The following is a 26,263-nucleotide window of genomic DNA, read 5'->3' on the forward strand; positions in this document are numbered from 1 at the left end:
GGGGTGAGGGGCGTGCGCCGTCCGGAGAGGTCACACCCCTCATCCTGTCCTTCTCCCCCTGGGAGAAGGGACCCGCGCTTCGCCCGGTTTCCGTCCCTGACGAGGCCCGTCACTGGCGGATCTCCATGGCGCTGCGCAGGCCGTCCGAGAACAGGTTGAACGAGATCGAGACGATGAAGATCGCCAGCCCCGGCAGCGCCGCCACCGTCGGGTTCACGTAGATCGCGGTGCGGAGCGTGTTGAGCATCAGGCCCCATTCGGGCTCGGGCGGGCGCACCCCGAGGCCGAGGAAGGACAGGCCCGAGGCCAGGATCATCGAGACCGAGATCAGGCCGGTGGAGTAGACGAAGATCGGCCCGACCACGTTGCCGAGCACCTGCACCCGCATGATCGTGAGCGCCGAGGCGCCGGACAGCCGGGCGGCGTCGATGTAGTCGCGCGCCCGGATGCCGGTGGTGACGCTCTCGGAGATCCGCGCGATCTGGGGGACGAACACGCAGGTCAGCGAGACGATGGCGTTGAAGATGCCGGCCCCGAGCGCCCCCGACAGCGCGATGGCGAGCAGCACCGAGGGGAAGGCGAAGAACACGTCGATGGTGCGCATCAGGATCGTGTTGGTCCAGCCGCCGACGTAGCCGGCCACGATCCCGATCGACGAGCCGATCACGAAGGCGATCAGCACCGGCGTCACGCCCATGAACAGCGACAGCCGCGCGCCGACCATCAGGCGGCTCAGCATGTCGCGGCCGAGCTCGTCCGAGCCGAGCCAGTAGGTCGCGTCGCCGACGGGCTTCAGGCGGCGCAGCATCGAGCCGCGATACGGGTCCATCGGCGTGATCCACGGCGACAGGATCGCGACGACAACGATGGCGAGGATCACCGCGCCGGCGGTGATCGCCACCGGGTCGCGCACGAGGCGGTGGCCGACATGGCCCCAGTAGCCGCGGGAGGCGACGAAGGCGTCGGGCTCGACTTCGGACGCCGCGGGGGCGATGCCCCCGTCGAGGGCCATGGTGGCGGCGGTGACGGGTGCTGTCATCGGATCAGGCCCGCTCGATGCGCGGATCGAGTGCGGTCTGCATCACGTCCACGAGGAGGTTGAGGGCGACGAAGAACATCGCCAGCACGAGGATCGAGCCCTGGAGCAGGGGGAGGTCGCGCTGGAAGATCGCGGCGTTGAGCAGGAAGCCGGTGCCGGGCCAGGCGAACACCGTCTCGATCAGGATCGAGCCGCCGAGCAGGTAGCCGAGCTGCAGGCCCATGATCGCGAGCGCGGTCGGCGCCGCGTTGCGGACCACGTGCTTGAACACCCCGACCTCGTCGAGGCCCTTGGCGCGCAGGGCCTCGACGAAGTCCTGGGCGAGGATGTCGGCGACGAGCGCGCGCACGGTGCGGGCGATGATGCCCATCGGGATCACCGACATCGTCACGGCGGGCAGGATGATGAAGCGCAGGTGCTCGAAGTCGGGCCGCCAGTTGCCGGAGCCGTCCGGCCCCGCCCCGGTCGGCGGCAGCCAGCCGAGGTTGGCCGAGAACACGATCACCATCACCATGCCGAGCCAGTAATGCGGCACCGAGACGCCGAAGACCGAGATCGCGGAGGCGACCCGGTCGAGGATCGAGTTGCGGTGATAGCCGGCGACGAACCCGAACAGGGTGCCGAAGGTGAAGCCGATCAGCGTCGCCATTGAGGCGAGGATCAGGCTGTTGACCACCGCGCGGGTGACCTCGCCGAGCACCGGCCGGCCGGTGGCGATCGAGACGCCGAGGTCGCCGTGCAGCACGTGCCAGAGCCAGATCGCGTACTGCACCGGCAGCGGCTTGTCGAAGCCGTAGGCGGCGCGCATCTCGTCGATGGTCGCCTGCGTCGCGTCCGCCGGCAGAATCGCGCTCAAGGGATCGCCCGGCGCGAGGTGGACCAGGAGGAAGCAGACGAGGCTCACTCCGAACGCCACCGGCGTCACGGCGACGAGGCGCTTGAGGATGTAGAGCAGCATCGGATTCGGGTTTCCTTGTTCCGATCCCAGGTCATGATGCGCGAAGCGCCCTCCCCCGCTTCAGGGGAGGGAAGAGCCGTGGTTCACTTCCCCGTCGCCATGGTGATGTTCGAGAAATCCTGGAACCAGTTCTGCGCCTGGACGAATCCCTTCACCTTCGGGCTCATCGCCCGCGGGTTCACGTCGTGGGTGATCATGATGAACAGCGCGTCGTCGACGAACTTCTCGTGGACCTTCTCCAGCACGGCCGTCTGCTCGGCCTTGTCGAAGGTGTTGCGGACCTGGTCGAACAGCTTGTCCATCGCCGGATCGCAGTAGTAGCCCCAGTTGGTGCCGTTCGGCGGGGCGAAGTTGCACTGCAGGTGCCGGATGAAGCCGGTGAAGGGGTCCTGGATGAAGTACGAGTAGTTGATGCCCGTCACGCCGCGCGAGATGTCGGCCTTGGCGCCGGCGCGCCAGATGTTGATCAGCGTGTTCCACTCGACCACCTCGTAGTCGACCTGGATGCCGACCTCGGCGAGGTTCTGCTGCACGAACTCGTTCATCGGCAGCGGCTGCATCTGGCCCGAGCCCGAGGCCGAGATCGCGATCTTGGTCTTGAGCGGCTTGTTCGGGCCGTAGCCGGCCTCCGCCAGCAGCTTCTTGGCGGCGGCCGGATCGTACTTCACCTGGAAGGTCGGGTGGCCGAACCACTGGTGGCCGGGCGGGAAGAAGCCGGTCGCCGGCACCGCGAGGCCGCCGAGCAGCTCCTTCAGGCCGTCCCGGTCGATGGCGAGGTTGGCGGCCTTGCGCACGCGGACGTCGTTCCAGGGCGAGCCCTCGACGCGGGACAGGTGCCAGGTCCAATTGTGGGGATAGGTGTTGGTGACGATGGTGAAGCCGGCGCCCTTCAGCGAGGCGACGGCGTCGGGCGCGGGCGCCTCGATCCAGTCGACCTGGCCGGAGCGGAGCGCCGCGACGCGGGCGTTGGCCTCCGGCAGCGGCACCAGCACGAGCTTGTCGAGCTTCGGGACCCGCGCCTTGTCCCAGTACTCCTTGAAGGGGACCATCTCGGCGCGCTCGCGGGGGGCGAACAGGGTCAGCTTCCACGGGCCGGTGCCGGACGGGGTCTTGGCGAAGGCGTCCCAGGACTTGCCGAGCTTCTCCCACTGCGCGGGCGAGGACATCATCACCCAGGCGATCTGGTAGGGCAGCGTCGCGTCGGGCGCCTTGGTGACGATCTCCACGGTCGTCGGGTCGACGACCTTGTAGCTCGCGACCGCCGGGATGCGGGTGCGCCCCTGCGCCGACTGGCGCGGATCGTATTGCGGGCTGTCGTTCTTCAGCAGCTTGTCGAGGTTCCACACCACCGCGTCGGCGGTGAAGTCGGAGCCGTCGTGGAATTTCACGCCGGGCCGCAGCTTGAACGTCCACTTGGTCTTGTCGGCGGCGTCCACCGCCCAACTCTCGGCCAGCCCCGGCACGAGGTCGGAGGGCTTGGTCGCCGAGGACAGGTCCCAATTGATGAGCCCGTCATAGACCGTGTAGCCCATGAAGCGCATGCCCTCGCCGCCGTTGTCGGCTTGGCCGGTGGTCAGCGGGATGTCGGAGGCGGTCATGCCGATCCGCAGCGTGCCCTGGGCCATCACGGCCTGGGCCGACAGCATCAGGGAGCCGGCGAAGGCCGCGCGGGCGGTGAAGGTCTTCATCGAGCGGAACGGCATGTCGGGCGGGGTTGCTCCGTGGGGCGGCCACCCGTGACCGGGCGCCGCAGAGGACGCCCGGCTCCATGCAAGCGCGCGGCCAGACCGGCCGGAGGCCCTGATTGTTTATTCAGGCGGGCGGGGCCGCCCTACCCGTCGATCAGGCTCACGTGGGCGGCGACCACCCGCCAGCCCTCGGGAAACCGCACCCAGGTCTGGCTCTGCCGGCCGACCCGCCCCGGCGCGCTCGCACGGAAGAACAGGGTCATCGCGGTGGCGAAATCGCGCCCGTAGGTGGTGATCACCGTCTCGGACAGGGTCCGCTCCAGGCCCACGGGCGAGCGCGCCCGGCGGAAGGCGCGGATCGCGTCCATGCCGTAGAGGTTCTCGCCCCCGCCGTAGCGGATGGTGCGGGGGTCGTCGCGGAACAGCGCCTCGAGCACCGGCACGTCGTTCGTCGTCAGCGCGGTCTCGTAGGCGCGGAACGCCGCCTCGACCTCGGCCTTCACCTCCCAATCGTCGATCACCATCAGACCAGCTCCGCGATCGGGGCGCGGACGGTGCCGAGCCGTTCGAGCACCCGCGCCACCCGCAAGGCCACGTCCTCGCGCCAGGGCGCGGCGATCACCTGCACCCCGAGGGGCAGCCCGCCGTCGAGCCAGACCGGCACCGCCGCCACCGGCAGGCCGATGAACGAGATCGGCTGCGTGAACACACCGATGTTGGCCCGCACCGGCAGCGAGACGCCGTCGAGGGTGAAGTGCGTCTGGCCGCGCGGCGGCGCCCGGCACGGGGTGGACGGCGCCAGGATCACGTCGACGTCCGCGAACAGGTCGGCCACCGCGCCGCGGTACCAGCGGCGGAAGCGCTGCGCCCGCTCGACGAAGGGGGCCGGCAGCATCGCCCCGGCGATGAGGCGGTCGCGCACCGCCGGATCGAAGTCCTCCGGCCGGGTCCGGAGGCGGTCGAGGTGGAGCGCCGCGCCCTCCGCCGCGGTGATCAGGTAGGCCGCCGCCCGGGCGCGGGCGGCTTCCGGGATCTCGACGACCCGCGTCGCGGACAGCGCCCGGGCCACCACCTGCACCGCCGCGAACGCCTCCGGGTCGCCGCCGCGCGCGAAGTAGCCCCCGGCCACGGCGATCCGGAGGTCGCCGAGGCCGGAATCCAGCCCCGGCAGGACCGGCTCCGCCGGACGGGCCGTCGCCACCGCGTCGTCCGGGTCGGGGCCCTGCATCGCGTCGTAGGCGAGCGCCAGGTCGGCGACGCTGCGCGTCATCGGCCCGAGGTGGTCGAGGCTGTTGACGAACGGGAAGCTGCCGGCCCGGGTCAGCCGGCCGTAGGTCGGCTTCAGGCCGAAGCATCCGCAGAAGGCCGACGGCACCCGGATCGAGCCGTTGGTGTCGGAGCCCAGCGTCAGCGGCACGAGGCCGGCGGCGATCGCCCCGCCCGAGCCGCTCGACGAGCCGCCGGTCATGTGGCCGGCCCCGTGCGGGTTGCGACTGTCGCCGTCGTGCACGTTCTCGCCGGTGAAGTCGTAGGCGTACTCGCCCATGTTGAGCGCGCCGACGAGGATCGCGCCCGCCGCCTCCAGGCGGCGCACCAGGGCGCCGTCGCGCCCGGCCGGCGCCCGCTCGCGGTTGATCTTCGAGCCCGCCCGCGTCGGCAGGCCGGCGCAGTCGATCAGGTTCTTCACCGCGAAGGGCACGCCGGCGAGCGGCCCCGGCGGCGTGCCGGCGGCCGTCCGCGCATCGAGGGCGTCGGCCGCGGCCAGCGCCCGGTCGGCGGTCACGTCGGTGAAGGCGTTGATCGCCGGGTCGATCCGGGCGATCCGCGCCAGCGCGGCCTCGATCACGGTGCGCGCCCGGACACGCCCCTGCCCGACGCCGGCGGCGATCGAACCGGCCTCGGCCCGGCTCCAGTCGGTGCTCTGCTCCATCGCCTCAGGCCTCGAAGACCGGGGCGGCCTCGGCCTCGTCGGGCAGCGGGAAGCCGCCGACGAGGTCGGCTGCGGCGGCCAGCACCCGGAGGTTGGCCGTCACCGGCGCGATCCAGGCGGGATCGAGGCTCAAGCCGAGAAGTGCGGCGCTGGCGGCGGCGAAGGCATCGAGATCCGGCAGCGGTGCGTCGCGGGTCGTCATCGGGCATCCTCATCGAAAGGGCGTGGGCCGAGCGGGGCAGGGTCGGCGGGCAAGGGTTGCGCCAAACCCGGCGCGTAAGGGGCTAGGTATCGCGCCTGCCCATTTCGCAGGCATGATCCGATCAGGCGGATTTGCCTATTTTATAATCATTTGGCTGACGCTGCGCATCATGCGGGCACAGATCGATCAATCGGGGCCGAGGGTCACCGGCGCGATGGCGGCGAACACGCAATCCTCCGGCGTGCCGTCCTCGTGCACGAGCATCGCGAAGGTGCCGGGGGTCGAGAGCGTCGTCAGGTGCGCGTGCCAGGCCCCGGCGCGGTAGTTGACGCCGGCGTGCCCCGGCACCCGGAAGGCGCGGATCGCGGATTCGTCGGGCCGCCCATCGCGGTCGGGCGCCACGACGACGAGGTAGGCCTCCACCGCCAGCGGCAGGAAGGTCTGGCTCGAATGGGGATGCCGCTCCAGGCGGGTCAGGGGCATCAGGCCGGCGAACGGCTCGCTGCGGATCAGGGCGAGGTTGGCGGCCACGCCCGCGCGAAAGTTCTCGATCGGGCTCGCATGGTCCTGCCGCGGCCCGCTGTCCGGTGCGACCAGCAGGTCGGCGAAGGGCCGAAGGGCGGCCTCGTCCACCGGTTCGATCGGGATCGTGCGCATCGGCGGTCCTGGTTTCACGGCTTTCCGGCGCCGCGCCGAGGGGGTACGGCGGGCGCCGGCTTCAAGCGGGATTCGGGCCGGATCCCGCGGGCGGGGTTGACGGCGGCCCCGGCCGCGTCCTTGCGTCGAGGGAGCCTGGCGACCACCCGAGCAGATCCGTTGACCGATCCCCGCGACCCTGCCTACCCCCGCGACCTCGTCGGCTACGGCCGCAACCCGCCTCGGGCCGACTGGCCGGGCGAGGCCCGCGTCGCGGTGCAGATCGTGCTGAACTACGAGGAGGGCGCCGAGAACTGCATCCTGCACGGCGACCCCGCGTCCGAGGCGTTCCTGTCCGAGATCGTCGGCGCTCAGCCCTGGCCGGGGCAGCGCCACATGAACATGGAATCGCTCTACGAGTACGGCTCGCGCGCCGGGTTCTGGCGGCTGTGGCGGCTGTTCACGGCCCGCGGGATTCCCGTCACCGTGTTCGGCGTGGCGCATGCGCTGATGCGCAACCCGGAGGCCGTCGCGGCGATGCGGGAGGCCGAGTGGGAGATCGCCAGCCACGGCCTCAAGTGGATCGACATGCGCGACGCCTCCCGCGCGGACGAGGGGGCGGCGATGGACGAGGCGATCCGCATCCACGCGGCGGTGACGGGGACGAGGCCCGAGGGCTGGTACACCGGCCGCTCCTCGGTCCACACCCTGGAGCTCGGCCTGGAGCGCGGCTTCACCTACCTGTCGGATTCCTACGCCGACGACCTGCCCTACTGGCTGACGCAGGCCGGGCGCACCGGCCTCGTGGTGCCCTACACCCTCGACGCCAACGACATGCGGTTCGCCAGCCTCCAGGGCTTCAATTCCGGCGACCAGTTCTTCGCCTACCTCCGCGACAGCTTCGACGTGCTCTACGCCGAGGGTGCGACGGCGCCCAAGATGATGTCGGTCGGCCTGCATTGCCGCCTCGTCGGCCGGCCGGGGCGGATGGCGGCGCTCGCCCGCTTCCTCGACCACGTCGCCGCCCACGACCGCGTCTGGCTCGCCCGCCGCCTCGACATCGCCCGCCACTGGATCGCCCGCCATCCGGCGCCGTGACGGCCCGGTTCGTGCTCCCCCGCCGGGAAAGCCCTCCTTCGAGAGACAGCCCATGACGACGACCACCATCGACGGCCGCACCCTCACCGCAGCGGACGTGCTCGCGGTCGCCCGCCTCGACGCCGCCGGCCACCGCGCCGAGGCGGTCCTGGACGAGGGCGCGCGAAAGAACCTCGTCGGTGCGCGGGACTACATCGACGCGCACTTCATGACCGACGACGCGCCGCTGATGTATTCGTTCAACACCGGCGTCGGCCTGTTCAAGGACCAGCGCGTGCGCATGGACGAGATGCAGGCCTACCAGCGGCTCACCGTCTACGCCCACGCCACTGGCATGGGCGAGCCGTTCGACGCGGAGGCGGTGCGCGCCACCATGCTGCTGCGCGCCAACGCCTTCGCCTCGAACTTCTCCGGGCCGCGCGTCGCCGTCGTCGACCGGCTGCTCGCCTGCCTGAACGCCGGGATCGTGCCGGTGATCCCGTCCAAGGGTTCGGTCGGGGCGTCTGGCGACCTCGCGCCGCTGGCGCACCTGGCCGGGGCGATCTGCGGGTTCGCGGAGGCCGAGGCCTATTACGAGGGCCGCCGCATGCCGGCCCGCGAGGCGCTGACGCTGGCGGGCTTGCCGGCCGAATTCCCCCTGGAGGCCAAGGACGCCTCGGCTCTGATCAACGGCTCCACCGTGTCGCTCGCCGTCGGCGTGCTGGCGCTCGAGGACATGAAGCGGGTGCTGAAGGCCGCCGAGGTCGCGCTCGCCCTGACGCTCGAGGCGTTGCGGGCGGAGAAGGCCGCCTTCGATCCCCGCGTCCACGCCGCCCGCCCGCACAAGGGCCAGGCGGCCTCGGCCCGCAACGTGCTGCGGATGATCGGCGATTCCGAGCGCTGCACCGAAGGCGCCCGCGTCACGGTGTTCCCCGACGAGGCCCGCGCGCCCGGCCAGGCCCCGCCGCCGCGGGTGCAGGACGTGTACTCGCTGCGCTGCGCGCCGCAGGTGCACGGGCCGGTGCGCGAGGCGCTGGCCTACGTCGACGGCATCATGGGCACCGAGATCAACGCGGCCACCGACAACCCGCTGATCTTCGCCGACGGGGCCGACCACTACACCTGCATCTCGGCCGGGCACTTCCACGGCGCCTACGTGGCGCAGGCGATGGACCTGCTCGCCATCACCGCCACCGACCTCGGCTCGATCTCGGAGCGGCGGCTCGCGCGCCTCGTCGACCCGACCATGAGCTACGGCCTGCCGCGCAACCTGCTCGCCGGCAAGAAGGGCCTCAACACGGGCTTCGCCACCGTGCAATGCACGATGTCGGCCCTCGTCATGGAGAACCGGACCCTGTCGATGCCCGGCTCGGTCGACTCGATCCCCGGCAAGTCGAACGCCGAGGACCACGTCTCGAACTCGACCTGGTGCGCGCGCAAGGCCCGCACCATCGTCGCCAACGTCGAGACCATCGTCGCCGGCGAGATCCTGATGGCCTGCCAGGCGCTCTCCCTCGTCGCCGACGTGGCCCGGGAGCATCCCCTCGGCTCCGGCACCCAGGCGGCGCTGGACGCGGTGCGCAAGGTCATCGCCCCGGCCCTGTCCGGCGACCGCTGGTACCAGAGCGAGATGGAGGCCGCGCTCGCTCTGGTGCGCTCGGGGGCGGTGGTCGCGGCGGTGGAGGCCGCGGTCGGCCCGCTGGAATAGGCTCCGCGGCCCGCAACCGCATCGGCGCCACAATCGGGTCGCTGGATCGGGCGGGAACGAGGGGGATTCGATCGTGCGCCCTGCCCTTGGCGCGTCCTGCCTGACGCTCGCGACGCTCCTGGCCGTCGCGCCGGTCGCAGCCCGCGCGGCGCCGGCGACCGACGCCGCACTTCGCGACGCCGCCTTCCTCGATGCCCTGACCTGGGGCGTCTCGCCCGCGAGCCATGCGGAGCTGCGCGCCAAGGGCCGCGAGCGCTGGCTCAAGGAGCAGCTTCATCCCCCCGTAAGCCCGCGCCTGCCGGAGGCCGCCCAGGCGCAGGTCGACGCGCTCGCGCCGAAGGGCACGCTGATCGAGCGGATCTCCGCCTTCGACGCGCAGGCGAAGGCCGCCAACGCCGAGCCCGACCCGGAGGCGCGCAAGGCCGCGCAGCAGGCCTACCAGGCGGCGCTGTCGGCCACGGCCCGGGACGCCGCCGCGGCGACGATCCTGCGGGCGCTGGCGAGCCCCGACCAGCTGCGCGAGCGCATGACCTGGTTCTGGCTCAACCGCTTCAACGTCCACCAGGGCAAGGCGAACCTGCGGGCGATGGTCGGCGACTACGTCGACGCGGCGATCCGCCCGCACGCGCTGGGCCGCTTCCGCGACCTGCTGGAGGCGACCCTGCGGCACCCGGCGATGCTGCGCTACCTCGACAACGCCGACAACGCCGCCGGCCATCTCAACGAGAACTACGCCCGCGAGCTGATGGAGCTGCACACAATGGGCGTCGGCTCCGGCTACACGCAGGGCGACGTCGAGGCGCTGGCCCGCATCCTCACGGGCGTCGGCATCGACGCCCGCCCCGAGGACCCGAAGCTGAAGCCGGAACGGCAGGCCGACCTCGTCCGCGCCGGCCTGTTCGAATTCAACCCGAACCGCCACGATTACGGTGACAAGGTCTTCCTCGGCCACGCGATCCGCGGCCGCGGCTGGCCCGAGGTCGTCGAGGCCCTCGACCTGATCGCCCGCGCGCCCGCCACCGCGCGGGCCGTGTCGGCGGCGCTCGCGACCTATGTCCTGGGGACCCCGCCCCCGGACGCCCTGGTGGCGCGGCTGGCGCAGGTCTTCACCCGCAGCGACGGCGACATCGCCGCCGTGCTCGACGCGCTGGTCCACGCGCCCGAGTTCGCGGCCTCCCTCGGGGGCGGGTTCAAGGACCCGGTCCGGTACGTGCTCTCGGCCGTGCGCCTCGCCTACGACGACCGGACGATCCGCAACACCCTGCCGGTCCAGGGCTGGCTCAACCGCCTCGGCGAGGGCCTGTTCAACCGCTCGACGCCGGACGGCTACCCGCTCGGCGCCGCCGCCTGGAACGGGCCGGGGCAGATGACGACGCGCTTCGAGATCGCCCGGCAGATCGGGTCGGGCTCCGCCGGCCTGTTCAAGCCGGCCCCCGGCCTGCCCGACGAGCCGGCCTTCCCGCTCCTCCAGAACGGGCTGTACTTCTCGACCCTGTCGGCGACGCTGGGCGCCCCGACCCGGGACGCCCTCGCCCGCGCCGTCTCCCCGCAGGACTGGAACACCCTGTTCCTGTCCGCCCCCGAATTCATGCGCTGAAGGCCGCCCATGGACCCGCGCGACCCGCACCGCCGCCACCTGATCCGAGCCTCCCTCGCCCTCGGGCTCTCGACCGTCGCCGGCCGGGTCTGGGCCGCGCCGAAGGCGGATGCGCGCCTGCTCGTGGTGTTCCTGCGCGGCGCCTACGACGCGGCCAACGTCGTGATCCCGACGGGCGGCGACTTCTACTACCGCGCCCGGCCGACCCTCGCGGTGGCGCGGCCGGACCCAGCCAACCCGGCGGCGGCCCTGGCCCTCGACGCCGACTGGAGCCTGCACCCGAGCTTGCGCGACACGATCCTGCCGCTCTACGCCAAGGGGCAGGCCGCCTTCGTGCCGTTTTCGGGCACCGACGACCTCACGCGCAGCCATTTCGAGACCCAGGACACGATCGAGCTCGGGCAGACGGTCGGCGCCGCCCGCGACTACAATTCGGGCTTCATGGCGCGGCTCGCCGCCGAGCTGACGCGGGTGCGCCCGATCGCCTTCACCGAGCAGATCCCGCTGATCTTCCGCGGGCCTGAGACGGTGCCCAACATCGCGATCAACGGGGTCGCCAAGCCCGGCGTCGACGCGCGCCAGGCCGGGCTGATCACGGCGATGTACCGCGACACGCCGCTTGGCGCGGCGGTGGCCGAGGGGTTCCGCGTGCGCGACGCGGTCTACCAGTCGGTCTCGGAGCATCAGGCCGAGGCGGATCGCGGCGCCGTCTCGCCGAAGGGCTTCGAGCTCTCGGCCCGGCGCATCGGCCGGCTGATGCGCGAACAGTTCAACCTCGGCTTCGTCGACGTCGGCGGCTGGGACACGCACGTGAACCAGGGCGCGGCCACCGGCTACCTCGCCGACCGGATCGGCGAGCTCGGCCGCGGGCTGTCGGGCTTCGTCGAGGAGGTCGGCCCCGCCTGGAACGACACGGTGGTGGTCGTGCTCTCCGAGTTCGGCCGCACCTTCCGCGAGAACGGCAACCGCGGCACCGATCACGGGCACGGCAGCGTCTACTGGGTGCTGGGCGGCGGGGTTCGCGGCGGCCGCATCGCCGGGCCGCAGGTGCGGTCCGACGAGGCGCACCTGTTCCAGAACCGGGATCACCCGGTGCTCACCGACTACCGCAGCCTGCTCGCCGGGCTGCTGCGGCGCCTCTACGGGCTCGATCCGGCGAGCCTCCGGCGGGTGTTCGCGGACGCGGCGCCGGCCGACCTCGGGCTGGTCTGATCCGCGGCGCTACCCCGCCCGCTGCGCCAGGAACCCGCGAACCGTCCCGAGCAGCACCCGGGTCCCGGCCTCGATGTCGGGCAGGCTCGCGAACTCGGCCGGGTTGTGGCTGACGCCGCCGCGGCAGCGCACGAAGACCATGGCGATCGGCGCGATCGCCGCCACCGCCATGCCGTCGTGGCCGGCCCCGCTCGGCAGCGACAGGACGGGATGGCCCTCGGCGACGATCGCCGCCTCGACCAGCGCCGTCATGCCCGGGTCGCAGGGCACCGCCTCCGCCTCGTGCAGGAGGGCGATGCCGAAGCCGAGCCGGCGGCGGAGCGCGATGCGCTTGCAGGCGCCGTCGATGTCCGCGAGGGCGGCGTGCCGCTGCGCGTCGTCGGGCGCGCGCAGGTCCAGGCTGAACTTGGCCTGGCCCGGGATGGTGTTGACCGCGCCGGGCAGCGCCTGGATGCGCCCGACGGTGCCGACGAGGTGTTCCTCGCTGCGGCAGCGCGCCTCGATCGCCAGGATGCATTCGGCGGCGCCCGCGAGCGCGTCGCGGCGTTCGGTCATGGCGACGGTGCCGGCGTGGCCGGCTTCGCCCGACAGGGTGATCTCCAGGCGGCTCGCCCCGCTGATCGCTGTGACGAGGCCGACGGGCAGCCCCTCGCGCTCCAGCATCGGCCCCTGCTCGATGTGGAGCTCGACGTAGCCGAGGATCTCGTCCGGGCGCCGCGCCGCGCCCGGCACCGCCTTCGGGTCGAGGCCGTATTCGCGCATCGCGGCGGCGAGCGTCGTGCCGGCGGAATCGAGGGTGCGGAGCGCCGCCGGGTCGAGATGGCCGGCGAAGGCCCGGCTGCCGGTGAGGGTGGCGGCGAAGCGCACGCCCTCCTCGTCGGCGAAGCCCACCACCTCGATCGCGACCGGCGGAGGGCCTTCGCGCAGCAGCGCCGCGACGCAAGCGATCCCGGCGACGACGCCGAGCGGCCCGTCGTAGCGGCCGGCGTTGCGCACGGTGTCGAGGTGCGAGCCGATCACCAGGGCCGGGCCGCCGGGCTCGCGGCCCTCGACGCGGCCGATCAGGTTGCCGACGGCGTCGCGGTGCACCCGCATCCCGGCCTCCTGCATCCAGCCCGCGACCAGGACCTCGGCCCGCGCCTGCTCGGGGGTGAGGTAGAGGCGGGTGATCGCGCCGGGCTCGGCGCTGATCTGGGCCAGCGCGTCGAGCCGCTGCTGGATGCGGGGGGCGAACGCCTGCCGGGTCGGGGCCTCCACGGATCAGGCCTTCGGCGCGTTGGCGAGGGTCAGCACCGTCTGCAGCAGCACGTCGGCGCCGGCGGCGCAGTCGGCCTGCGTCGCCGACTCCGATTCGTTGTGGCTGACGCCGTCCTTGCACGGCACGAAGATCATCGCGGTCGGGACCCGGCCCGCGAGGTTGCAGGCGTCGTGCCCGGCGCCCGAGACCATGCGGCGGCGCGAAAGGCCCAGGCTTTCGGCCGCGGCATCCACCGCCGCGATCACGCCCGGATCGAACGGCACCGGCTCCTTGCGCCAAATCCGCGCGAGGTCGACGGCGAGGTTTCGCCGTTCGGCGATCGCGGGGAGGCTCGCGCGCAGCTCCGCCTCGATCGCGTCGAGGACCTCCGATTTCGGGTCGCGCACGTCGAGGGTGAAGCGCACCAGCCCCGGCACCACGTTGCGGGAGGGGGCGCCGATCACGGCCTCGCCGACGGTCGCGACGGCGGTGGGCGCGTGCGCGCGTGCGATCCGCTCGACCGCGAGCGCGATCTCGGCCAGCCCGAGCAGCGCGTCGCGGCGGCGCGGCATCGGCGTGGTGCCGGCATGCGCCTCGAAGCCGGTGATCGTGCCGTCGAACCAGGCGATGCCCTGCCCGCCCTCGACCACGCCGACGGTCAGGCCCTCGGCCTCCAGGATCGGCCCCTGCTCGATGTGCAGTTCGACGAAGGCGCCGATCGCCTGGTCGCCCACGGCGTCGGTCCCGCGATAGCCGATCGCGTCGAGCGCATCGCCGACGGTGATGCCGGCCGCGTCGGTCTTGTCCAGGATCTCGTCGGTGGTGAAGTCGCCGGCATAGGCGGCGGACGCCATCATCGCGGGGGCGAAGCGCGAGCCCTCCTCGTTGGTCCAGTTGACCAGCAGCAGCGGCGCCTCGGTCTCGATGCCGGCGTCGTTCAGGGCGCGCATCGCCTCCAGCCCGGCCAGCACGCCGAGGATGCCGTCGAAGCGGCCACCGGTCGGCTGGGTGTCGAGGTGCGAGCCGAAGGCGACGGGCAGGCGGCTCGCGTCGCGCCCGGGCCGCAGGGCGTACTGGGTGCCGAGGGCGTCGACCCGCACCGTGAGCCCTGCAGCCTGGCAGGCGTCCCGGAACCAGTCGCGGACCTGGCCGTCCTCCGGCGACAGGGTGAGGCGGTTGAGCCCGCCGGCCGGCGTCGCGCCGAACCGCGCCGTCTCCGCGATCGTCGCCCACAGGCGCGAGCCGTCGACGCGCAGGTTATGGGTCTTCGCCGTGCCGGCCATCCTGGCCTCCGTGTTCGCGTGTGTGTCTCGTGTCACGATGCCCGCGTGACGGCCCGGCGGCCGGCAAGGATCGTGCCCGTCCGGCCGCCGCCCGGGATCACGGCACCGGGCGGCGCACCGGCGAGGCGCCGAGCAGCGCGTCGCCGTCGACGCCGAGCGCGGCGGCGATCTCGGCCAGCGCCACCGCCTCGATGCCGCTGATCCCGTCCTGGTCGGCGACGTCGGCCGCGATCAGGAAGACGTTTTCGCGAAGCGCCTGCGCCCGGTCGGCGAGCGCCGACGCGTGGCGCAGGTTCTCCGCCCGGCCCGCCCGCGTCCGGGCGCGGGCGATCCCGTCGTAGAGCTCGGCCTCGAGCATCAGGGTGTCGTAGCCCTTCTCGAGGATCGGGTTGGCCTTGAGGCCGGCCAAAGCCGTCTCGAACTCGGCGCCGGCCACCTCGCCGTCGGCGACGATGACGTTGGCGGCGGCCGAGACCGCCGCCAGCATCAAGGCCTTGTCGCCGGCATAGGCCGTCACCGCCTGGGTCAGGCGGCCGAAGATGTCTTTCAGGAAGCTCATGGGAACCGGGTCTTTGGGGTCGCCGATGCGTCGGGGGGATAACAGAACCCGGGCGGTCCGTGTTGCACCGATGACGGCCCGCGTCGAACGGACATGATCGAGAAAAACGCAGGCGCGATGATGCCCCGTCGCCCGGCCTCCCGGTCCGGATGCCGGCCGACCGTCGGGCCGGGCGCGCCTACCCCCAACGGGCGCGCCCGGCCCGCATGGTCCGGCCTCGTCGAGGTGCCGTGGGCCGGCCGCTTCAGCGCCAGAACGGCTTGAGGTCGGTCAGAGCGCCGTGGGCCTCGGCCGCGCCCGCGAGCAGGTCGTCCGCCTTCGCCTCGGCGTCGGCGGTGGCGAGGCCCGCGGCGAACAGGGCCTGGCCGTCGAGGGCGTCCGGCTTGGGGCCGGACTCGTCGGCGAGGCCGGCCATCACCGCGTGCGCGGTGGCGAGGTCGTTGAGGCCGCCGAGGTGGTCCTGAAGGTCGGACAGGGCGGCGGCGAACGCCTTGTGGCGCCGACGCGCCTTCCGGCCGCCGTAGAGGCCCGCGAAGAACTCGGCACCGTAGCGCAGCTTCTTGCCGGCGATGCGCACGCGATGGCGCGCCTCCGGGTCGAGCCGTTCGATGTGACGGCCGCGCTTGGCGATCCGCCGGCGCAGGCGCTCCAGCACCTCCGTGGCGAGCTCGCGGGCAGGCGCGTCGCGGAGCTTGCCCGCGCCCTCCCGCCACGGGCCGACCTCGATCCAGGCGAGCAGGTCGAGGAGCAGGCCGCGCCATTCGGGCGAGGCCAGGATCGCGCCGACGGCGTCGTGCGCCCGGTCGCGCTCGGTCTCCAGGCGCTCGCGCAGGGCGACGAGCCCCGGCTCGTCCGGCCGCCGGGCGATCTCCTCGGGCAGGGTGCTCTCGAGGAACACGTCGAGGTTGCGCGCCCGGCCGAACGGCTCGGTGACGCGCTTGATCTCGTCGCCGAGCGCGGTCGCGCGGGCGTCGCCCGCCAGCATCGGCCGGAACAGCCAGAGCGCGGTGCGCAGCCGCCGCAGGGCCACCCGCATCTGGTGCAGCGCCTCCGGGTCGCGGGCGTGCCGCCAGACGTCCTCGTTCAGGCGCAGGTGCCGCAGGCACCCGAGCGCGATGTGGCGGAAGGCCTCGCCGCCGGTCGCGTCCTTCGGCAACGGCGACATGTCGGACTTGCTCGGCCGTGCGGCCTTGCCGTCGCGCAGGGCGAAGCCGCGGGCGCTCTTGGACAGCACGCCGACGCGCAGCGGCACCGTCTCGGCGAGCACCTGGGCCAGCGCGAACAGGTCGGCGGGGTTTCCGGATTCGAGCTCCAGCTCGAGCTCGCACAGGGGCGCGTCGCCCTTTTCCGTCTCGACCCGGCCCTCGTCGAGGGTCGCCGCGATGCGCGAGGCGCCGTAGGTCACCGGCCGCACCGAGCGCATCACCACGGTTCGGAACTGCGCCACCAGCGCCGGCGCCTTCGCCTCGGCGATGAGGTCGGCCACCGGCGTGCCGGCGAAGGCCGACGGATCGAGCGCCTCGCCGGCGACCGGGCTCTCCCATTCCGCCCGGTCGAACAGTCCGGCCGCGCCCGAGCCCGCCTTCACCGTCTGGACGAAGCTCTCCCCCGTCCGCCGCACCCGAAGCGTCAGGTCGGCGGCGCGCAGCGCCCCGTCCTCGGTGTCGTAATAGGTCGCCGCGAGAAGCTTCGGCTCGGAGGCTCCGGCTTCGCCGTGCCCGTCAGCTTGCCCTTCACCGTGCCCCTGCAGGAGCGGGTGTGCGCCGAGGGCGGCGAGGTCGGGGCCCGTGCAGTCCAGCTTCAGCTCGATCTCGCGCGGCGTGTCCATGTAGCGTGTCGTCCGTTGGTTTCGGGCCGTAGCCCCGTCACCGCGAGAACGCACCGGACTCTCCTCCGATCCGTCGCGGTCCGCAGCCCTGTAGCACGCGCGGGGCCAGGGTGCCGCACCCCGCGCCGCACCCCGCGCCGCACCCCGCGCCGCATCCGCGAAGTTCGCCCTTGGTGGCGCCTGCGCTTCGTGCAAAAGCCTGATGCGATAACCTATCGTGCGCAATCGACTGCGGTGGGGTCCTGCCCGGCGGGCGCGTCGCGGGATCAGGTGGCGCGACGTGGCCGTTCATGGGAACGGCTTGCATGTCCGGTGCGTGCGCGGCCATGTCGTCGGACGAACGCCGCGCGGCGGCAGCGATTTTGGAAGTACGCCCGGTCGGGACGGTGACGAGCAAGCGATGAAGACACTCCTCGTCGGCGTGATCGGACATGTCGATCACGGCAAGACCGCGCTGGTCCGGGCGCTCACCGGCATCGAGACCGACCGGTTGAAGGAAGAGAAGGCCCGCGGCGTCTCGATCGTGCCGGGCTTCGCCCTCCTCGCGCCCGAGGGGCGTGACGGCGAGATCGACCTCGTCGACCTGCCCGGCCACGAGCGCTTCGTCCGCGCGATGATCTCGGGCGCCACCGGCATGGGCGCGGTGCTGCTGGCGGTCGACGCCAACGAGGGCATCAAGCCGCAGACCCTCGAGCACCTCGAGATCGCCCGGTTGATCGGCGTGCGTCGCGGGGTCGTCGCGCTCACCAAGTCCGACCTCGTCGCGCCCGAGCGGCTGGCGGAGCGCGCGGCCGAGGTCGCGGCGGCGGCCGCGCGGGCGGGCCTCGATGCGCCGGCCGTCGTCGCGACCTCGACGCTGACCGGCGCCGGCCTGCCCGCCCTGTCCGAGGCGCTGGCGGCCCTCCTCGACGAGGCTCCGCCGCGGGCCGACGACGGCTTCCCCTACCTGCCGGTGGACCGGGTGTTCTCGCGGGCGGGCTTCGGCACGGTGGTCACCGGCACGCTCCGGCGCGGGCGCCTCTCCGTCGGCGACGCGGTCGCGATCGTGCCGGGCGGCGCCACGGCGACGGTGCGCGGCCTGCAGATCCACGGCCGCGCCGTGACGACGGCCGAGCCCGGTCGCCGGACGGCGGTGGCCCTGCGCGGCGTCGGCCTGTCCGACATCGCCCGGGGGCAGGCACTCGCGCCACCGGACCTCCTGGCGTCGTCGCGCTGGCTCGACGTTTCGCTCATCGCGAGCCCGGGCGGCGACCCGCTTCCCGGAGGCACGGCCCTGCGGCTGCTGTTCGGCACCAGCGAGGTCGGCGCGCGCCTGCGCCTCCTCGACCGCGACGCGCTGGAGCCCGGCGCGACGGCGCCGGCGCAGCTCCACCTCGACGCCGCCGTCACCGTGCCGGCGCGCGAGCCGTTCATCCTGCGCCGCGATTCACCCGCGACCACGGTGGCCGGCGGGCGGGTGCTCGATCCCGACAGCCGCCGCCGCAAACGCCACGACCCCCGCGTGCTCGCCGACCTCGCGGCGCTTGCCGAAGGCGGGCCGGCCGAGGCTCTGGCGATCCGCCTCGCGCAAGCGGGGGCGGCCGGCGCCGCCTTGGGCGACCTCGCCCGCGTCGGCGGCGCGGCGCCCGACCGGGTGCGGGCGCTGCTGCCGTCGCTCGGCGCCCGCGAGGTCGGCGAGCGCATCCTCGGCGGACCGGCCTTCGCGAGCCTTCGCGACGCGATCCTGGCGGTGCTGGACGGGCACCATCGCGACCAGCCGATGGAGCACGGCCTGCCGGTCGAGCGGATCGTCAGGGCGCTCGGACTCGCCGAGCCGGTGGCCGCCGCGGCGCTGCGCGACCTCGTCGCCACCGGCGACGTCGCATCAGGGGGCACTCAGGGCGCCGCCCTCTTCCGCCGCGCAGGGTTCAACCCGGCCCGCAACGAGAGCGAGGTCGCCCGGCGCCTCGAGGCCCTGTTCCGCCAAGCCGGCCTCACGCCGCCCGACGAGGCGGAGGCGGTCGGGCGCGACGTGCGCCGCCGCGAGGCGCTGACCTACCTCGTCGGCGCCGGCACGGTGATCCGCGCCGTCGACCGGGTGCAGCGCCGCGCCGTGCTGTTCCACAAGGCGGCGGTGGAGGAGGCGCGGGCCAAGCTCCGCGCCACCTTCCCCGAGGCGACCGGCCCCGAATCCGGCTTCCTCGCCCGCGAGGCCGGAGCGGCGCTCGGGATCTCGCGAAAGTTCTCGATCCCGCTGCTGGAGCACCTCGACGCCACCGGCTTCACCCGCCGGGCCGGCGACCGGCGGGTGATCGTCGGGTAGGCCCTCGCCGGGGCTTGGCCGTCTCGGCGGGCGATCGGAAGAGGCCGCGCCGCGGCGGGTCCGGCGATCGCGTCGGCGAGGGAGGCGGTGTCCTGGGCGATGCCGGAGGAGCGGCTCGAGCCCCGGTCCAGAGCAGGAGCATGCCGACGACGGAGAGGCCGTCCACGGCAGCGACGCGGTGCTGGTGCATCGGCCGCCGCGCGGTCGAGGCCGGTTCCGCCGGACTGCTCCGCGAGCCGCCGGTGCGGCGTCGCGTGCCGGAACTCGCATGCCCCGGCTGCCATTCCGCTCCTATCCCGAGGCCGCGCGACCGCGCGCCGCCTGCCGCTCACGCTTCTCCGGATAGACCTTCATGCAGCTTCTTCGACGCGACCTCGCCGCGGCCGCCATCCTCCTCCTCGGGACCGTCTCCGGCCATGCCCAAGGCAAGCCCCTTACCCAAGGCAAGCCCCTGCCCGCGCCGTCGAGCTCCGTGATGCCGCCGGTCGAGCTGACGATCACCGCCGAGAACGGCAAGCCGGTCTGCGCCCCGGCGGAGCTGCGCCTGCCCGCTAACACCGACGTCGCCCTGCACGTGGTCAGCCACGCCGACACGCCGGTGACGATCACCGCGGACGGCCTGTTCGAGAACGGCCACGTGCTCCACGCCGACGGCGACCTCGTGCACGTCGCCAGCGAGAAGGGCTACCTGGTCAAGCGCGACGGCCAGGGCACCCTGCGCGTGCGGACGCTCGAGGCCGGAAACCACGACTTCGCCTGCACCAGCACCGCCAACAAGAACGCGCCGTTCGTGGGCAAGCTCGTGCTCACGTCGCCGGCGAACTGACCGAGTCGGGCGGCAGGGCGCGGGCGGGCGGAGACGGCATCACCGGAATTCAGCCTTAATTTTGCGTTACGAATTCAATCGGAATTCAACAGGTGTTGCAGACGGGACCTTTCGATCGGTCCCGTAGGATCGTATTCGATCCCTGCTAGCCCGAACGCTCCGATGGTGCCCGTGCCGAACACCGTGTCCGCCCGCCGCGTCACGAAACCCCTGCGGGGCTTGATTCGCGGCGTCGCGCTGCTCACCGGGCTGTTCGTCCTGCCGAGCGCGGTGCTCGCCTACGCCGACCTCCTCCCGGCTCCGTTCGATTTCGGCTTCCACGACGCGGGCGCCGAGATCGACCTGCCGCACGTCGCCCGGCAGATCGCCATCGGCGCGCCGCTGCGCATCGTCGCCTTCGGCTCGTCCTCCACCGAGGGCATCGGCGCCAGCACGCCGGCCAACGCCTACCCCGCCCGCCTGCAGGCGGACCTGCGCGCCGCCCTGCCGAGCGTCGCCGCCAGCATCACGGTGCTGAACCGCGGCATCGGCGGCGAGCACGTCGACGACATGCTGCGCCGCCTCGACCGCGACGTGATCGCCGCCGAGCCGCAGCTCGTGATCTGGCAGACCGGCAGCAACGACCCCCTGCGCGGCGTATCCATCGAGCATTTCCGCGAGGCGACGGTGAGCGCCGTGCGCCGCATGCAGGAGGCCGGCATCGACGTGGTTCTGATGGAGCCGCAATGGTGCCCGAAGCTCGACGCAACCCCCGGCTCAGACCGCTTCCGCGACGCCGTGCGCGAGATCGGCGACGAACTCGACGTGCCGGTGATCCGCCGCGCCGACCTGATGCGCGGCTGGATCCGCGACGGCAAGCTGACCCACAACCAGCTCTTCTCCGCCGACGGCCTCCACATGGCCGACCGCGGCTACGCGATGCTCGCCAAGGCGGCAGCCGCCGCGATCATCGAGGATGCCGGCCGCGTCCAGGTCACCGAGGCGGTCGCCGAGTAAGGGCGGAGCTTCAGCGCTTCGGGTCGCCGCCCGGCCTGCCGACCCGATCCCATTGCGCCTTCGCCTCGGCCGCCGGCTTCGTCAGCAGCACCTTTCCGTCCACCGTGCCGATCCACGCGATCGGGATGACGTGAGGCCGCCCGCCGGCATCCCGGTCGGTCCCGGCCAGGACGATGGTCCCGTCCTCGACCGTGTCGACCGTGCCCACATGCGCCCCGTCCGCGCCGACCACCTCCATGTGCGCGGTGACGCGGGCGGCTCCCGCCACCGGCGTGGTCTGCGCGAAGGCCGCGGGCGCGAGCAGGATCGCCGCGGCACAAGCCAAGGCTCGGCAGGCGGCGCCTCGGCAGGCGGCGGCTCGGCGAGGGGAGGCCTGGAAACGGTCCCGCATGGGCGATCTCCTTCGATGCGTCGCGGTCGGAGTCCCTCCCAACCGCCCGCGCCCCGGCGCGTTTCCCCGTTTCCGCGCCGGCCGCGGCAGCCCCTGGCTCGCGGCTTGCCCGTGGGCCTTCGTGTCGAGGGCCGTTCCCGGCTAAAGCCCTTGGCGAGTGCCCGGACACGGGTTTCGTCGCCGAAGCCTGTCATGAGGCGCGGCGACCGGCAGGACGCCGCAGGAACGAGGTGGGAATGGACGGGCCGGAACGTATCGCGATCCTCGGCGTGCCGACCGAGGTCGGCACCAGCGAGCCCGGCTCCGTGATGGGCCCGGCCGCCCTGCGCACCGCCGGCCTCGTCCGCACCCTGCGCGACCTCGGCCACGCGGTGGCCGACCACGGCGACGTGGTGCCCGACGGGCCGGCCGACGCCGTCGGCAGGCCGGCCGTCGCCGCCTGGACCCGCGCGCTCGCCCGGCGGGTCGAGGCCGCGCTCTATGCGGGCGACTTGCCCGTGGTCCTCGGCGGCGACCACAGCCTGTCGCTCGGGACCGTGGAGGGGGCGATGCGCCACTGCGCGCGGACCGGCCGGCCGCTCTTCGTGCTCTGGCTCGACGCGCATGCCGACTTCAACACCCCCGAGACCTCGCCGTCGGGGAATCTGCACGGCATGCCCCTGGCGGCGCTCTGCGGCGAGCCCGGCTTGTCCGACCTGTTCGCCGACCCCGGCCGCCCCGCCCTCGACCCGACCCGCGTCCACCTGTTCGGCCTGCGCTCGATCGATGCCGGCGAGCGGGCGCTCGTGGCCGCGCGGAACGTCGAGGTCACCGACATGCGCCACATCGACGAGTTCGGCGTGGTGGCGCCGCTCCGGCGCAGCTTGGAGCGGGTCGCGGCGGCCTCGGGCCACCTGCATGTCAGCTTCGACATCGACTTCCTCGATCCCGGCCTCGCGCCGGCCGTCGGCACCACGGTGCCCGGCGGGGCGACGTTCCGCGAGGCGCACTTGATCATGGAAATGCTCCACGATTCCGGCCTCGTCGGCTCGCTCGACGTGGTCGAGCTCAACCCGTTCCTGGACGAGCGCGGCCGCAGCGCCCGCGTGCTGGTGGAACTGGTCGCCAGCCTGTTCGGCCGCCGCATCCTCGACCGCCCGACCCCGCCGATCGCCGCGGTGCCGGCGCCCGCGACGCGCGGATGAGCGAGGGCCAGGCCCGACCCGACCCTGCGGGCGCCGTCGCGCCGGGCGCCGCCAGCCCGCCCTTGCGCCAGCGCTCGGTCGGCCGGGTGATGCTGCGCGTCGCGGCCGACGGGGTGGGGACGGCGACGCGGATCGCGGACCTCGCCGAATCCGGCCCCTCGCGCCTGCGCTTCCCGCGCGCGCATGGCGGCACCCCCGAGGCGATCCTGGTCAACACCGCCGGCGGCATCGCCTGCGGCGACGACTTCGCGGTCGCGGTCGCGCTGGAGGCCGGCGCCGACCTCGTCATGACCACGACCGCTGCGGAGAAGGTCTACCGCTCGGACGGGCCGGTGAGCGGAATCGCGAACCGCGTCGACCTCGGCCCGGGCGCCCGGCTCGCCTGGCTGCCGCAGGAGACGATCCTGTTCGACCGCGCCCGCCTGCGGCGCCGCTTCGAGGCCGACCTCGCGCCCGATGCCGGGCTGCTGGTGTTCGAGGCCGTGGCCTTCGGCCGCGCCGCCCGCGGCGAGCGGGTGGAGGCGGGGCTGTTCGAGGACGTCTGGCGCATCCGGCGGGCCGGGCGCCTCGTCTACGCCGACAGCCTCCGCCTCGACGGCCCGATCGCCGCCCGCCTCGCGCGGCCCGCGATCGGCGGCGCCGCCGGGGCCTGCGCCACGTTGCTCGACCTTTCCCCCGGGGCGGAGGCGCGCCTGGACGAGGTCCGCGGCCTGCTGGCGGAAGGCGGCGCGAACGACGGCGCCGGCGTCGAGGCCGGCGCGAGCGCCTGGAACGGCCACCTCGCGATCCGGCTGCTCGCCGCCGACCTCGGGCCGCTGCGCGCCCTCGCCGCCCGCCTGCTCGTGCGCTACCGCGGCGTCCCGCTGCCGCGGGTGTGGCAGGCCTGAGGTTCGCGAGCTGTCGATCGCCAGCGATCGAGGGCGTCAGAAACCAAGGCCAGGGCTTTCGAGCGATTGCCCTGAGATACCGCCTCGCGGGCGTTGCTCAGCGCCCGCCTCGTCTGCTAGAGACCCCTCACCCCGCGCCGGCCGCCCGGCACGGGATCTTGCGGGCGCCCCGTTTCGACGGCGGCGCCGGAGCGACGAGGCCTCGTGGCGGAGTGGTTACGCAGAGGACTGCAAATCCTTGCACCCCGGTTCGATTCCGGGCGAGGCCTCCATCGCACGTCCCCGCGACCGTCGTTTCCCGATCGATCCTTCCCTTCGCGATCCACCGCCTGCGCCATGCGTCTCGCGCGCCGCGAGCGGCTGTCCGCCCGCGTTCCGCGGTCTGGCGCCCTCCCCGGCACGGACCCGTGTGGCCCGGGCGCAACGCCGCCGCCGTGGGTTCCCCCGAGCCGCCCTGCGCGCCGCCCGCGAAATGCGAAACATCCGCCCGAGGCCCTTGCGCCCCGCAACGGCGCTGTGTAGAGCACCCCCCGTGATCCCCGATAGCTCAGTTGGTAGAGCAGGCGACTGTTAATCGCCTTGTCGCAGGTTCGAGTCCTGCTCGGGGAGCCATCACCCTTTCAAGTCCTTCCCCTGATCGATCTCGCCGCCTTGCGCTGCCCTACGGCGGCCGGGCGTTGCTGCGCTGGCGCGCCAGCGATCCCCCATCTGGTGGATGACGGCCGGTCCTGATCGGTTCAGGCAGGAGACCCGAGATCACCTTGGCCCGGCCGGAGACATCCGCGCCGGGCTTTCTTGTGATCGCGTCGTCGCGATGGATCGGACCGTCGGCGTAGCCGCCGCGTCGGACGCGACCACGCTTCCACATCCGCGCGTCCTCAGCTTCGTGGGTCGGCCGCCCGCCTCAGGGCGGAGGCGCCGGCGCCGGTCCGGTTCTGGGCCTCGTCCATCACGTCGCCGATCCTGTCGCCGACCGCGATCACGATGGCCGTCGAGGCGGCGCCCTCCGCCGTCTCGGAGTGGAAGCGGCCGAGGGTGTCGGTGAGGCGCTGCTCGATGGTGCCGAGCACGGTGCGGGCGGCCTCGGCGTTCGCGCGCATCATCACGCCGGCGAGGTCGCAATAGGCCTCCCGCAGCAGGTGGAACGCCAACCTGTCGACGGCCTGTGCGTCCTCCGGACTTAGATCCCGCATCTCGCATCCCGTCGGCCCGCCTTCGGCGCGGGCATCGTCTCGAACATGCGCGTCGGGAACGCGACGTACGGCCTTTGGGGGGCCGGCTGCCGCGCCCGACTTCGCCGCCCCCGATCGGTACGCCAGCGGGCCTAGGAAGGGAATGCGGCGGCGCCTTCGCGGCGGAGTTCCACCGACAGGGCGTCGGAGGCGAGGTTCTTGGACTTCGCCTCGATCTCGAAATCGGCCCACGCCAGGTGGCGCGCGACCAGGGCGTTGAGGGCGCGGTTCCACATCATGTCGGAATGGGCGGCGAGGTCGCGCCAGGAATGGCCGGCCTCGTTGAGCACCACGAAGTCGGGCAGCGCGTCGGGATCGTGCTCCGGCAGCACCGTCTCGCGCGAGACGCTGACATGCGCCACCGGCCGCACCCCGCGCCAGGACTCGCGCACCCGCGCGACGCGCGGGTCCTCCGGCGCGATGTACTCGCCCCGGCTCTCGACCCAGTGATGATGCAGGTCGAGCACCACCGGCACGCTGTCGGCGAGCGCCAGCACCGCATCGAGCCCGAAGGCGTTCTCGTCGTTCTCGACGGTGATGAGGTCGCGCGCCGTCTGCGACAGGCGCGGCAGCGCGGCGCGGAAGCCCTCGGTGCCGGGATCGCGTGCGCCGACATGGATGTTGATGTGCGCGCCGTGCGGGTGCCAGCCGTCGCCGTAGCCCAGCAGCGCCATCAGCTCGGCGTGGTACTCGAACTCGGCGATGCCGTTCTCGGACGCCGCCGGGTTGCGCGAGGCGATCACGCAGAACGGGCCGGGATGGAAGCTGAGGCGCACGCTGCCTGCGCGGGCGGCCTCGCCGCAGCGGGCGAGGCCCGCCTCCACGAGGCGGCGCATCTCGGGCTCGGCGTAGATGTCCCGCGCCACGGGGTGGGTGTAGCCCGGCAGGACGTTGCTCGCCATGCGCAGCAGCCGCTCGATCGGCGGGCGCCCGGCGACCCAGGCGATCTGGCGCTCCAGGGCCCCGAGGTTGTGGCGCACCAGGCCCTCGATCTTCGCGCGGCGCGCCGCCGGCGCCAGCGCCGTCAGGGAGGCCATGGTCGCGTTGGTGAGGTTCATCCGAAGCGTCGCCTCGCGGGCGGCCTTCAGGGTCTTGAAGCCGTCCGGGGGCGGCGTGAGCACGAACTTGCAGCAGAAGCCGAAGCGAGGCGCATCATCGATCATGGGTCGAGAACGCCGGGCGCCGGGTTTCGTCACATCCGATCCGCGCATCGCCGCCGGCGGTCGATGCCGCAGGCGCGCGGGCCGGCCACGACGGAGCCGTTTCGCACGGTGCGGCGTTCCTTGCCGTGGACCTCGACCGAACGACCATCCTCGAGCCGCCCAAGATCCTCTCATCTGGAAGCCACGATGCGCGCCGCCCTGCTAGGAGCCCGTCCGAGTAACGAGTTTACGCGGTGGGATGAGGTTGGAAGTGTGGGCAGACGTGGGCGTCGGCTTTGGGCTCAGTGACTGGCCTTGGCCAGCTTGAGGAGGTTGTGGGCGGTGCAGA

Annotated in this window: 22 protein-coding genes, 2 tRNA genes and 1 pseudogene; 11 read left to right on the forward strand and 14 right to left on the reverse strand. The window is 73.1% G+C overall.

The features are described 5' to 3' along the window. Positions 1-109: 109 nt before the first annotated feature. The 7 genes from FV226_RS20670 to FV226_RS20700 all read right to left on the reverse strand — a co-directional run bounded on the left by FV226_RS20670 (position 110) and on the right by FV226_RS20700 (position 6,474). Positions 110-1,039 carry an ABC transporter permease gene (locus tag FV226_RS20670; protein ID WP_147754529.1) on the reverse strand — a complete coding sequence of 310 codons (930 nt, stop codon included), beginning with the start codon at positions 1,037-1,039 and terminating at the stop codon, positions 110-112. Positions 1,040-1,043: 4 nt separating this feature from the next. Continuing rightward, a complete protein-coding gene (locus tag FV226_RS20675) occupies positions 1,044-1,997 on the reverse strand; it encodes an ABC transporter permease (protein ID WP_147764364.1) in 954 nt (317 codons plus the stop codon). A gap of 83 nt (positions 1,998-2,080) precedes the next feature. After that, positions 2,081-3,700, reverse strand: a complete 1,620-nt coding sequence (locus tag FV226_RS20680; RefSeq protein ID WP_147764365.1) for an ABC transporter substrate-binding protein — start codon at positions 3,698-3,700, stop codon at positions 2,081-2,083. A 128-nt stretch (positions 3,701-3,828) separates the two neighbouring features. Next, positions 3,829-4,209 (reverse strand): oxalurate catabolism protein HpxZ, encoded by a 381-nt coding sequence (hpxZ, locus tag FV226_RS20685; protein ID WP_147764366.1) that lies wholly within the window; start codon positions 4,207-4,209, stop codon positions 3,829-3,831. After that, positions 4,209-5,615 carry an AtzE family amidohydrolase gene (locus FV226_RS20690; RefSeq protein ID WP_147764367.1) on the reverse strand — a complete coding sequence of 469 codons (1,407 nt, stop codon included), beginning with the start codon at positions 5,613-5,615 and terminating at the stop codon, positions 4,209-4,211. The genes hpxZ and FV226_RS20690 overlap by 1 nt, the downstream gene beginning before the upstream one ends. A gap of 4 nt (positions 5,616-5,619) precedes the next feature. Continuing rightward, on the reverse strand, positions 5,620-5,817 hold the full coding sequence (locus tag FV226_RS20695) for a DUF4089 domain-containing protein (RefSeq protein ID WP_147764368.1): 198 nt from the start codon (positions 5,815-5,817) through the stop codon (positions 5,620-5,622). 186 nt (positions 5,818-6,003) lie between these two features. After that, the gene (locus FV226_RS20700; RefSeq protein WP_147764369.1) at positions 6,004-6,474 is read right to left on the reverse strand and encodes an ureidoglycolate lyase; all 471 of its coding nucleotides are present in this window, start codon (positions 6,472-6,474) and stop codon (positions 6,004-6,006) included. Between the two features lie 159 nt (positions 6,475-6,633). Between FV226_RS20700 and puuE the strand changes: the two are divergent. From puuE to FV226_RS20720, 4 genes and pseudogenes are all read left to right on the forward strand, one after another. Beyond that, a pseudogene (gene puuE / locus FV226_RS20705) lies at positions 6,634-7,545 on the forward strand (allantoinase PuuE); the annotation flags it as partial. 58 nt (positions 7,546-7,603) lie between these two features. Continuing rightward, positions 7,604-9,238 (forward strand): aromatic amino acid ammonia-lyase, encoded by a 1,635-nt coding sequence (locus tag FV226_RS20710; RefSeq protein ID WP_147764371.1) that lies wholly within the window; start codon positions 7,604-7,606, stop codon positions 9,236-9,238. A gap of 118 nt (positions 9,239-9,356) precedes the next feature. After that, complete coding sequence (locus tag FV226_RS20715; protein WP_246691666.1) at positions 9,357-10,835, forward strand: DUF1800 domain-containing protein; 1,479 nt, start codon at positions 9,357-9,359, stop codon at positions 10,833-10,835. A 9-nt stretch (positions 10,836-10,844) separates the two neighbouring features. Continuing rightward, positions 10,845-12,047 carry a DUF1501 domain-containing protein gene (locus FV226_RS20720; protein ID WP_147764373.1) on the forward strand — a complete coding sequence of 401 codons (1,203 nt, stop codon included), beginning with the start codon at positions 10,845-10,847 and terminating at the stop codon, positions 12,045-12,047. Positions 12,048-12,056: 9 nt separating this feature from the next. Here FV226_RS20720 and FV226_RS20725 read toward each other — a convergent pair whose 3' ends face one another. The 4 genes from FV226_RS20725 to FV226_RS20740 form a co-directional block, all read right to left on the reverse strand. Continuing rightward, positions 12,057-13,304: an allantoate amidohydrolase gene (locus FV226_RS20725; protein ID WP_147764374.1), complete on the reverse strand. Its 1,248-nt coding sequence runs from the start codon at positions 13,302-13,304 to the stop codon at positions 12,057-12,059. Positions 13,305-13,307: 3 nt separating this feature from the next. After that, positions 13,308-14,567, reverse strand: coding sequence for a Zn-dependent hydrolase (locus tag FV226_RS20730; RefSeq protein WP_147764375.1), 1,260 nt, complete (start codon positions 14,565-14,567; stop codon positions 13,308-13,310). 97 nt (positions 14,568-14,664) lie between these two features. Further along, a complete protein-coding gene (locus FV226_RS20735) occupies positions 14,665-15,126 on the reverse strand; it encodes a Tellurite resistance protein TerB (protein ID WP_147753845.1) in 462 nt (153 codons plus the stop codon). Positions 15,127-15,370: 244 nt separating this feature from the next. Further along, on the reverse strand, positions 15,371-16,954 hold the full coding sequence (locus tag FV226_RS20740; protein WP_147764376.1) for a CYTH and CHAD domain-containing protein: 1,584 nt from the start codon (positions 16,952-16,954) through the stop codon (positions 15,371-15,373). Between the two features lie 400 nt (positions 16,955-17,354). Between FV226_RS20740 and selB the strand changes: the two genes are divergently transcribed. The 3 genes from selB (at position 17,355) to FV226_RS20755 (ending at position 21,078) form a co-directional block, all read left to right on the forward strand. Next, positions 17,355-19,256, forward strand: a complete 1,902-nt coding sequence (gene selB, locus FV226_RS20745; RefSeq protein ID WP_147764377.1) for a selenocysteine-specific translation elongation factor — start codon at positions 17,355-17,357, stop codon at positions 19,254-19,256. A gap of 352 nt (positions 19,257-19,608) precedes the next feature. After that, positions 19,609-20,082, forward strand: coding sequence for an anaerobic typically selenocysteine-containing protein (locus tag FV226_RS20750; RefSeq protein WP_147764378.1), 474 nt, complete (start codon positions 19,609-19,611; stop codon positions 20,080-20,082). Between the two features lie 210 nt (positions 20,083-20,292). Then, the gene (locus tag FV226_RS20755; RefSeq protein ID WP_238272316.1) at positions 20,293-21,078 is read left to right on the forward strand and encodes a GDSL-type esterase/lipase family protein; all 786 of its coding nucleotides are present in this window, start codon (positions 20,293-20,295) and stop codon (positions 21,076-21,078) included. A gap of 10 nt (positions 21,079-21,088) precedes the next feature. On the opposite strand, the gene FV226_RS28730 is transcribed toward FV226_RS20755, so the two are convergent. Further along, a complete protein-coding gene (locus FV226_RS28730; protein ID WP_147764379.1) occupies positions 21,089-21,469 on the reverse strand; it encodes a DUF2171 domain-containing protein in 381 nt (126 codons plus the stop codon). A gap of 236 nt (positions 21,470-21,705) precedes the next feature. On the opposite strand from FV226_RS28730, the gene rocF reads away from it, so the two are divergent. From rocF to FV226_RS20780, 4 genes are all read left to right on the forward strand, one after another. Next, a complete protein-coding gene (gene rocF, locus FV226_RS20765; protein ID WP_147754563.1) occupies positions 21,706-22,653 on the forward strand; it encodes an arginase in 948 nt (315 codons plus the stop codon). A gap of 89 nt (positions 22,654-22,742) precedes the next feature. Continuing rightward, positions 22,743-23,540, forward strand: coding sequence for an urease accessory protein UreD (locus tag FV226_RS20770; RefSeq protein ID WP_246691667.1), 798 nt, complete (start codon positions 22,743-22,745; stop codon positions 23,538-23,540). Positions 23,541-23,738: 198 nt separating this feature from the next. Further along, a tRNA-Cys gene (locus FV226_RS20775) sits at positions 23,739-23,812 on the forward strand. A 264-nt stretch (positions 23,813-24,076) separates the two neighbouring features. After that, a tRNA-Asn gene (locus tag FV226_RS20780) sits at positions 24,077-24,152 on the forward strand. A gap of 266 nt (positions 24,153-24,418) precedes the next feature. Here FV226_RS20780 and FV226_RS20785 read toward each other — a convergent pair. Continuing rightward, positions 24,419-24,733, reverse strand: coding sequence for a hypothetical protein (locus FV226_RS20785; RefSeq protein WP_147754176.1), 315 nt, complete (start codon positions 24,731-24,733; stop codon positions 24,419-24,421). 131 nt (positions 24,734-24,864) lie between these two features. After that, entirely contained in the window at positions 24,865-25,935 is a 1,071-nt protein-coding gene (locus tag FV226_RS20790; protein ID WP_147764381.1) for a UV damage endonuclease UvsE, read from the reverse strand. Between the last annotated feature and the right edge of the window lie 328 nt (positions 25,936-26,263).

This window comes from Methylobacterium sp. WL12, from assembly GCF_008039475.1.
Classification (GTDB): Bacteria; Pseudomonadota; Alphaproteobacteria; order Rhizobiales; family Beijerinckiaceae; genus Methylobacterium; species Methylobacterium cerastii.

Bases quoted from the DNA above. Each gene is read 5' to 3' on its own strand.
- FV226_RS20690 (WP_147764367.1), bottom strand. From the start codon at position 5,615: ATGGAGCAGAGCACCGACTGGAGCCGGGCCGAGGCCGGTTCGATCGCC.
- FV226_RS20700 (WP_147764369.1), bottom strand. From the start codon at position 6,474: ATGCGCACGATCCCGATCGAACCGGTGGACGAGGCCGCCCTTCGGCCC.
- FV226_RS20730 (WP_147764375.1), bottom strand. From the start codon at position 14,567: ATGGCCGGCACGGCGAAGACCCATAACCTGCGCGTCGACGGCTCGCGC.
- FV226_RS20785 (WP_147754176.1), bottom strand. From the start codon at position 24,733: ATGCGGGATCTAAGTCCGGAGGACGCACAGGCCGTCGACAGGTTGGCG.
- FV226_RS20680 (WP_147764365.1), bottom strand. From the start codon at position 3,700: ATGCCGTTCCGCTCGATGAAGACCTTCACCGCCCGCGCGGCCTTCGCC.
- rocF (WP_147754563.1), top strand. From the start codon at position 21,706: ATGGACGGGCCGGAACGTATCGCGATCCTCGGCGTGCCGACCGAGGTC.
- FV226_RS20675 (WP_147764364.1), bottom strand. From the start codon at position 1,997: ATGCTGCTCTACATCCTCAAGCGCCTCGTCGCCGTGACGCCGGTGGCG.
- FV226_RS20750 (WP_147764378.1), top strand. From the start codon at position 19,609: ATGCAGCTTCTTCGACGCGACCTCGCCGCGGCCGCCATCCTCCTCCTC.
- FV226_RS20740 (WP_147764376.1), bottom strand. From the start codon at position 16,954: ATGGACACGCCGCGCGAGATCGAGCTGAAGCTGGACTGCACGGGCCCC.
- FV226_RS20695 (WP_147764368.1), bottom strand. From the start codon at position 5,817: ATGACGACCCGCGACGCACCGCTGCCGGATCTCGATGCCTTCGCCGCC.
- FV226_RS20710 (WP_147764371.1), top strand. From the start codon at position 7,604: ATGACGACGACCACCATCGACGGCCGCACCCTCACCGCAGCGGACGTG.
- FV226_RS20770 (WP_246691667.1), top strand. From the start codon at position 22,743: ATGCTGCGCGTCGCGGCCGACGGGGTGGGGACGGCGACGCGGATCGCG.
- FV226_RS28730 (WP_147764379.1), bottom strand. From the start codon at position 21,469: ATGCGGGACCGTTTCCAGGCCTCCCCTCGCCGAGCCGCCGCCTGCCGA.
- FV226_RS20735 (WP_147753845.1), bottom strand. From the start codon at position 15,126: ATGAGCTTCCTGAAAGACATCTTCGGCCGCCTGACCCAGGCGGTGACG.
- FV226_RS20720 (WP_147764373.1), top strand. From the start codon at position 10,845: ATGGACCCGCGCGACCCGCACCGCCGCCACCTGATCCGAGCCTCCCTC.
- selB (WP_147764377.1), top strand. From the start codon at position 17,355: ATGAAGACACTCCTCGTCGGCGTGATCGGACATGTCGATCACGGCAAG.
- hpxZ (WP_147764366.1), bottom strand. From the start codon at position 4,209: ATGGTGATCGACGATTGGGAGGTGAAGGCCGAGGTCGAGGCGGCGTTC.
- FV226_RS20670 (WP_147754529.1), bottom strand. From the start codon at position 1,039: ATGACAGCACCCGTCACCGCCGCCACCATGGCCCTCGACGGGGGCATC.
- FV226_RS20790 (WP_147764381.1), bottom strand. From the start codon at position 25,935: ATGATCGATGATGCGCCTCGCTTCGGCTTCTGCTGCAAGTTCGTGCTC.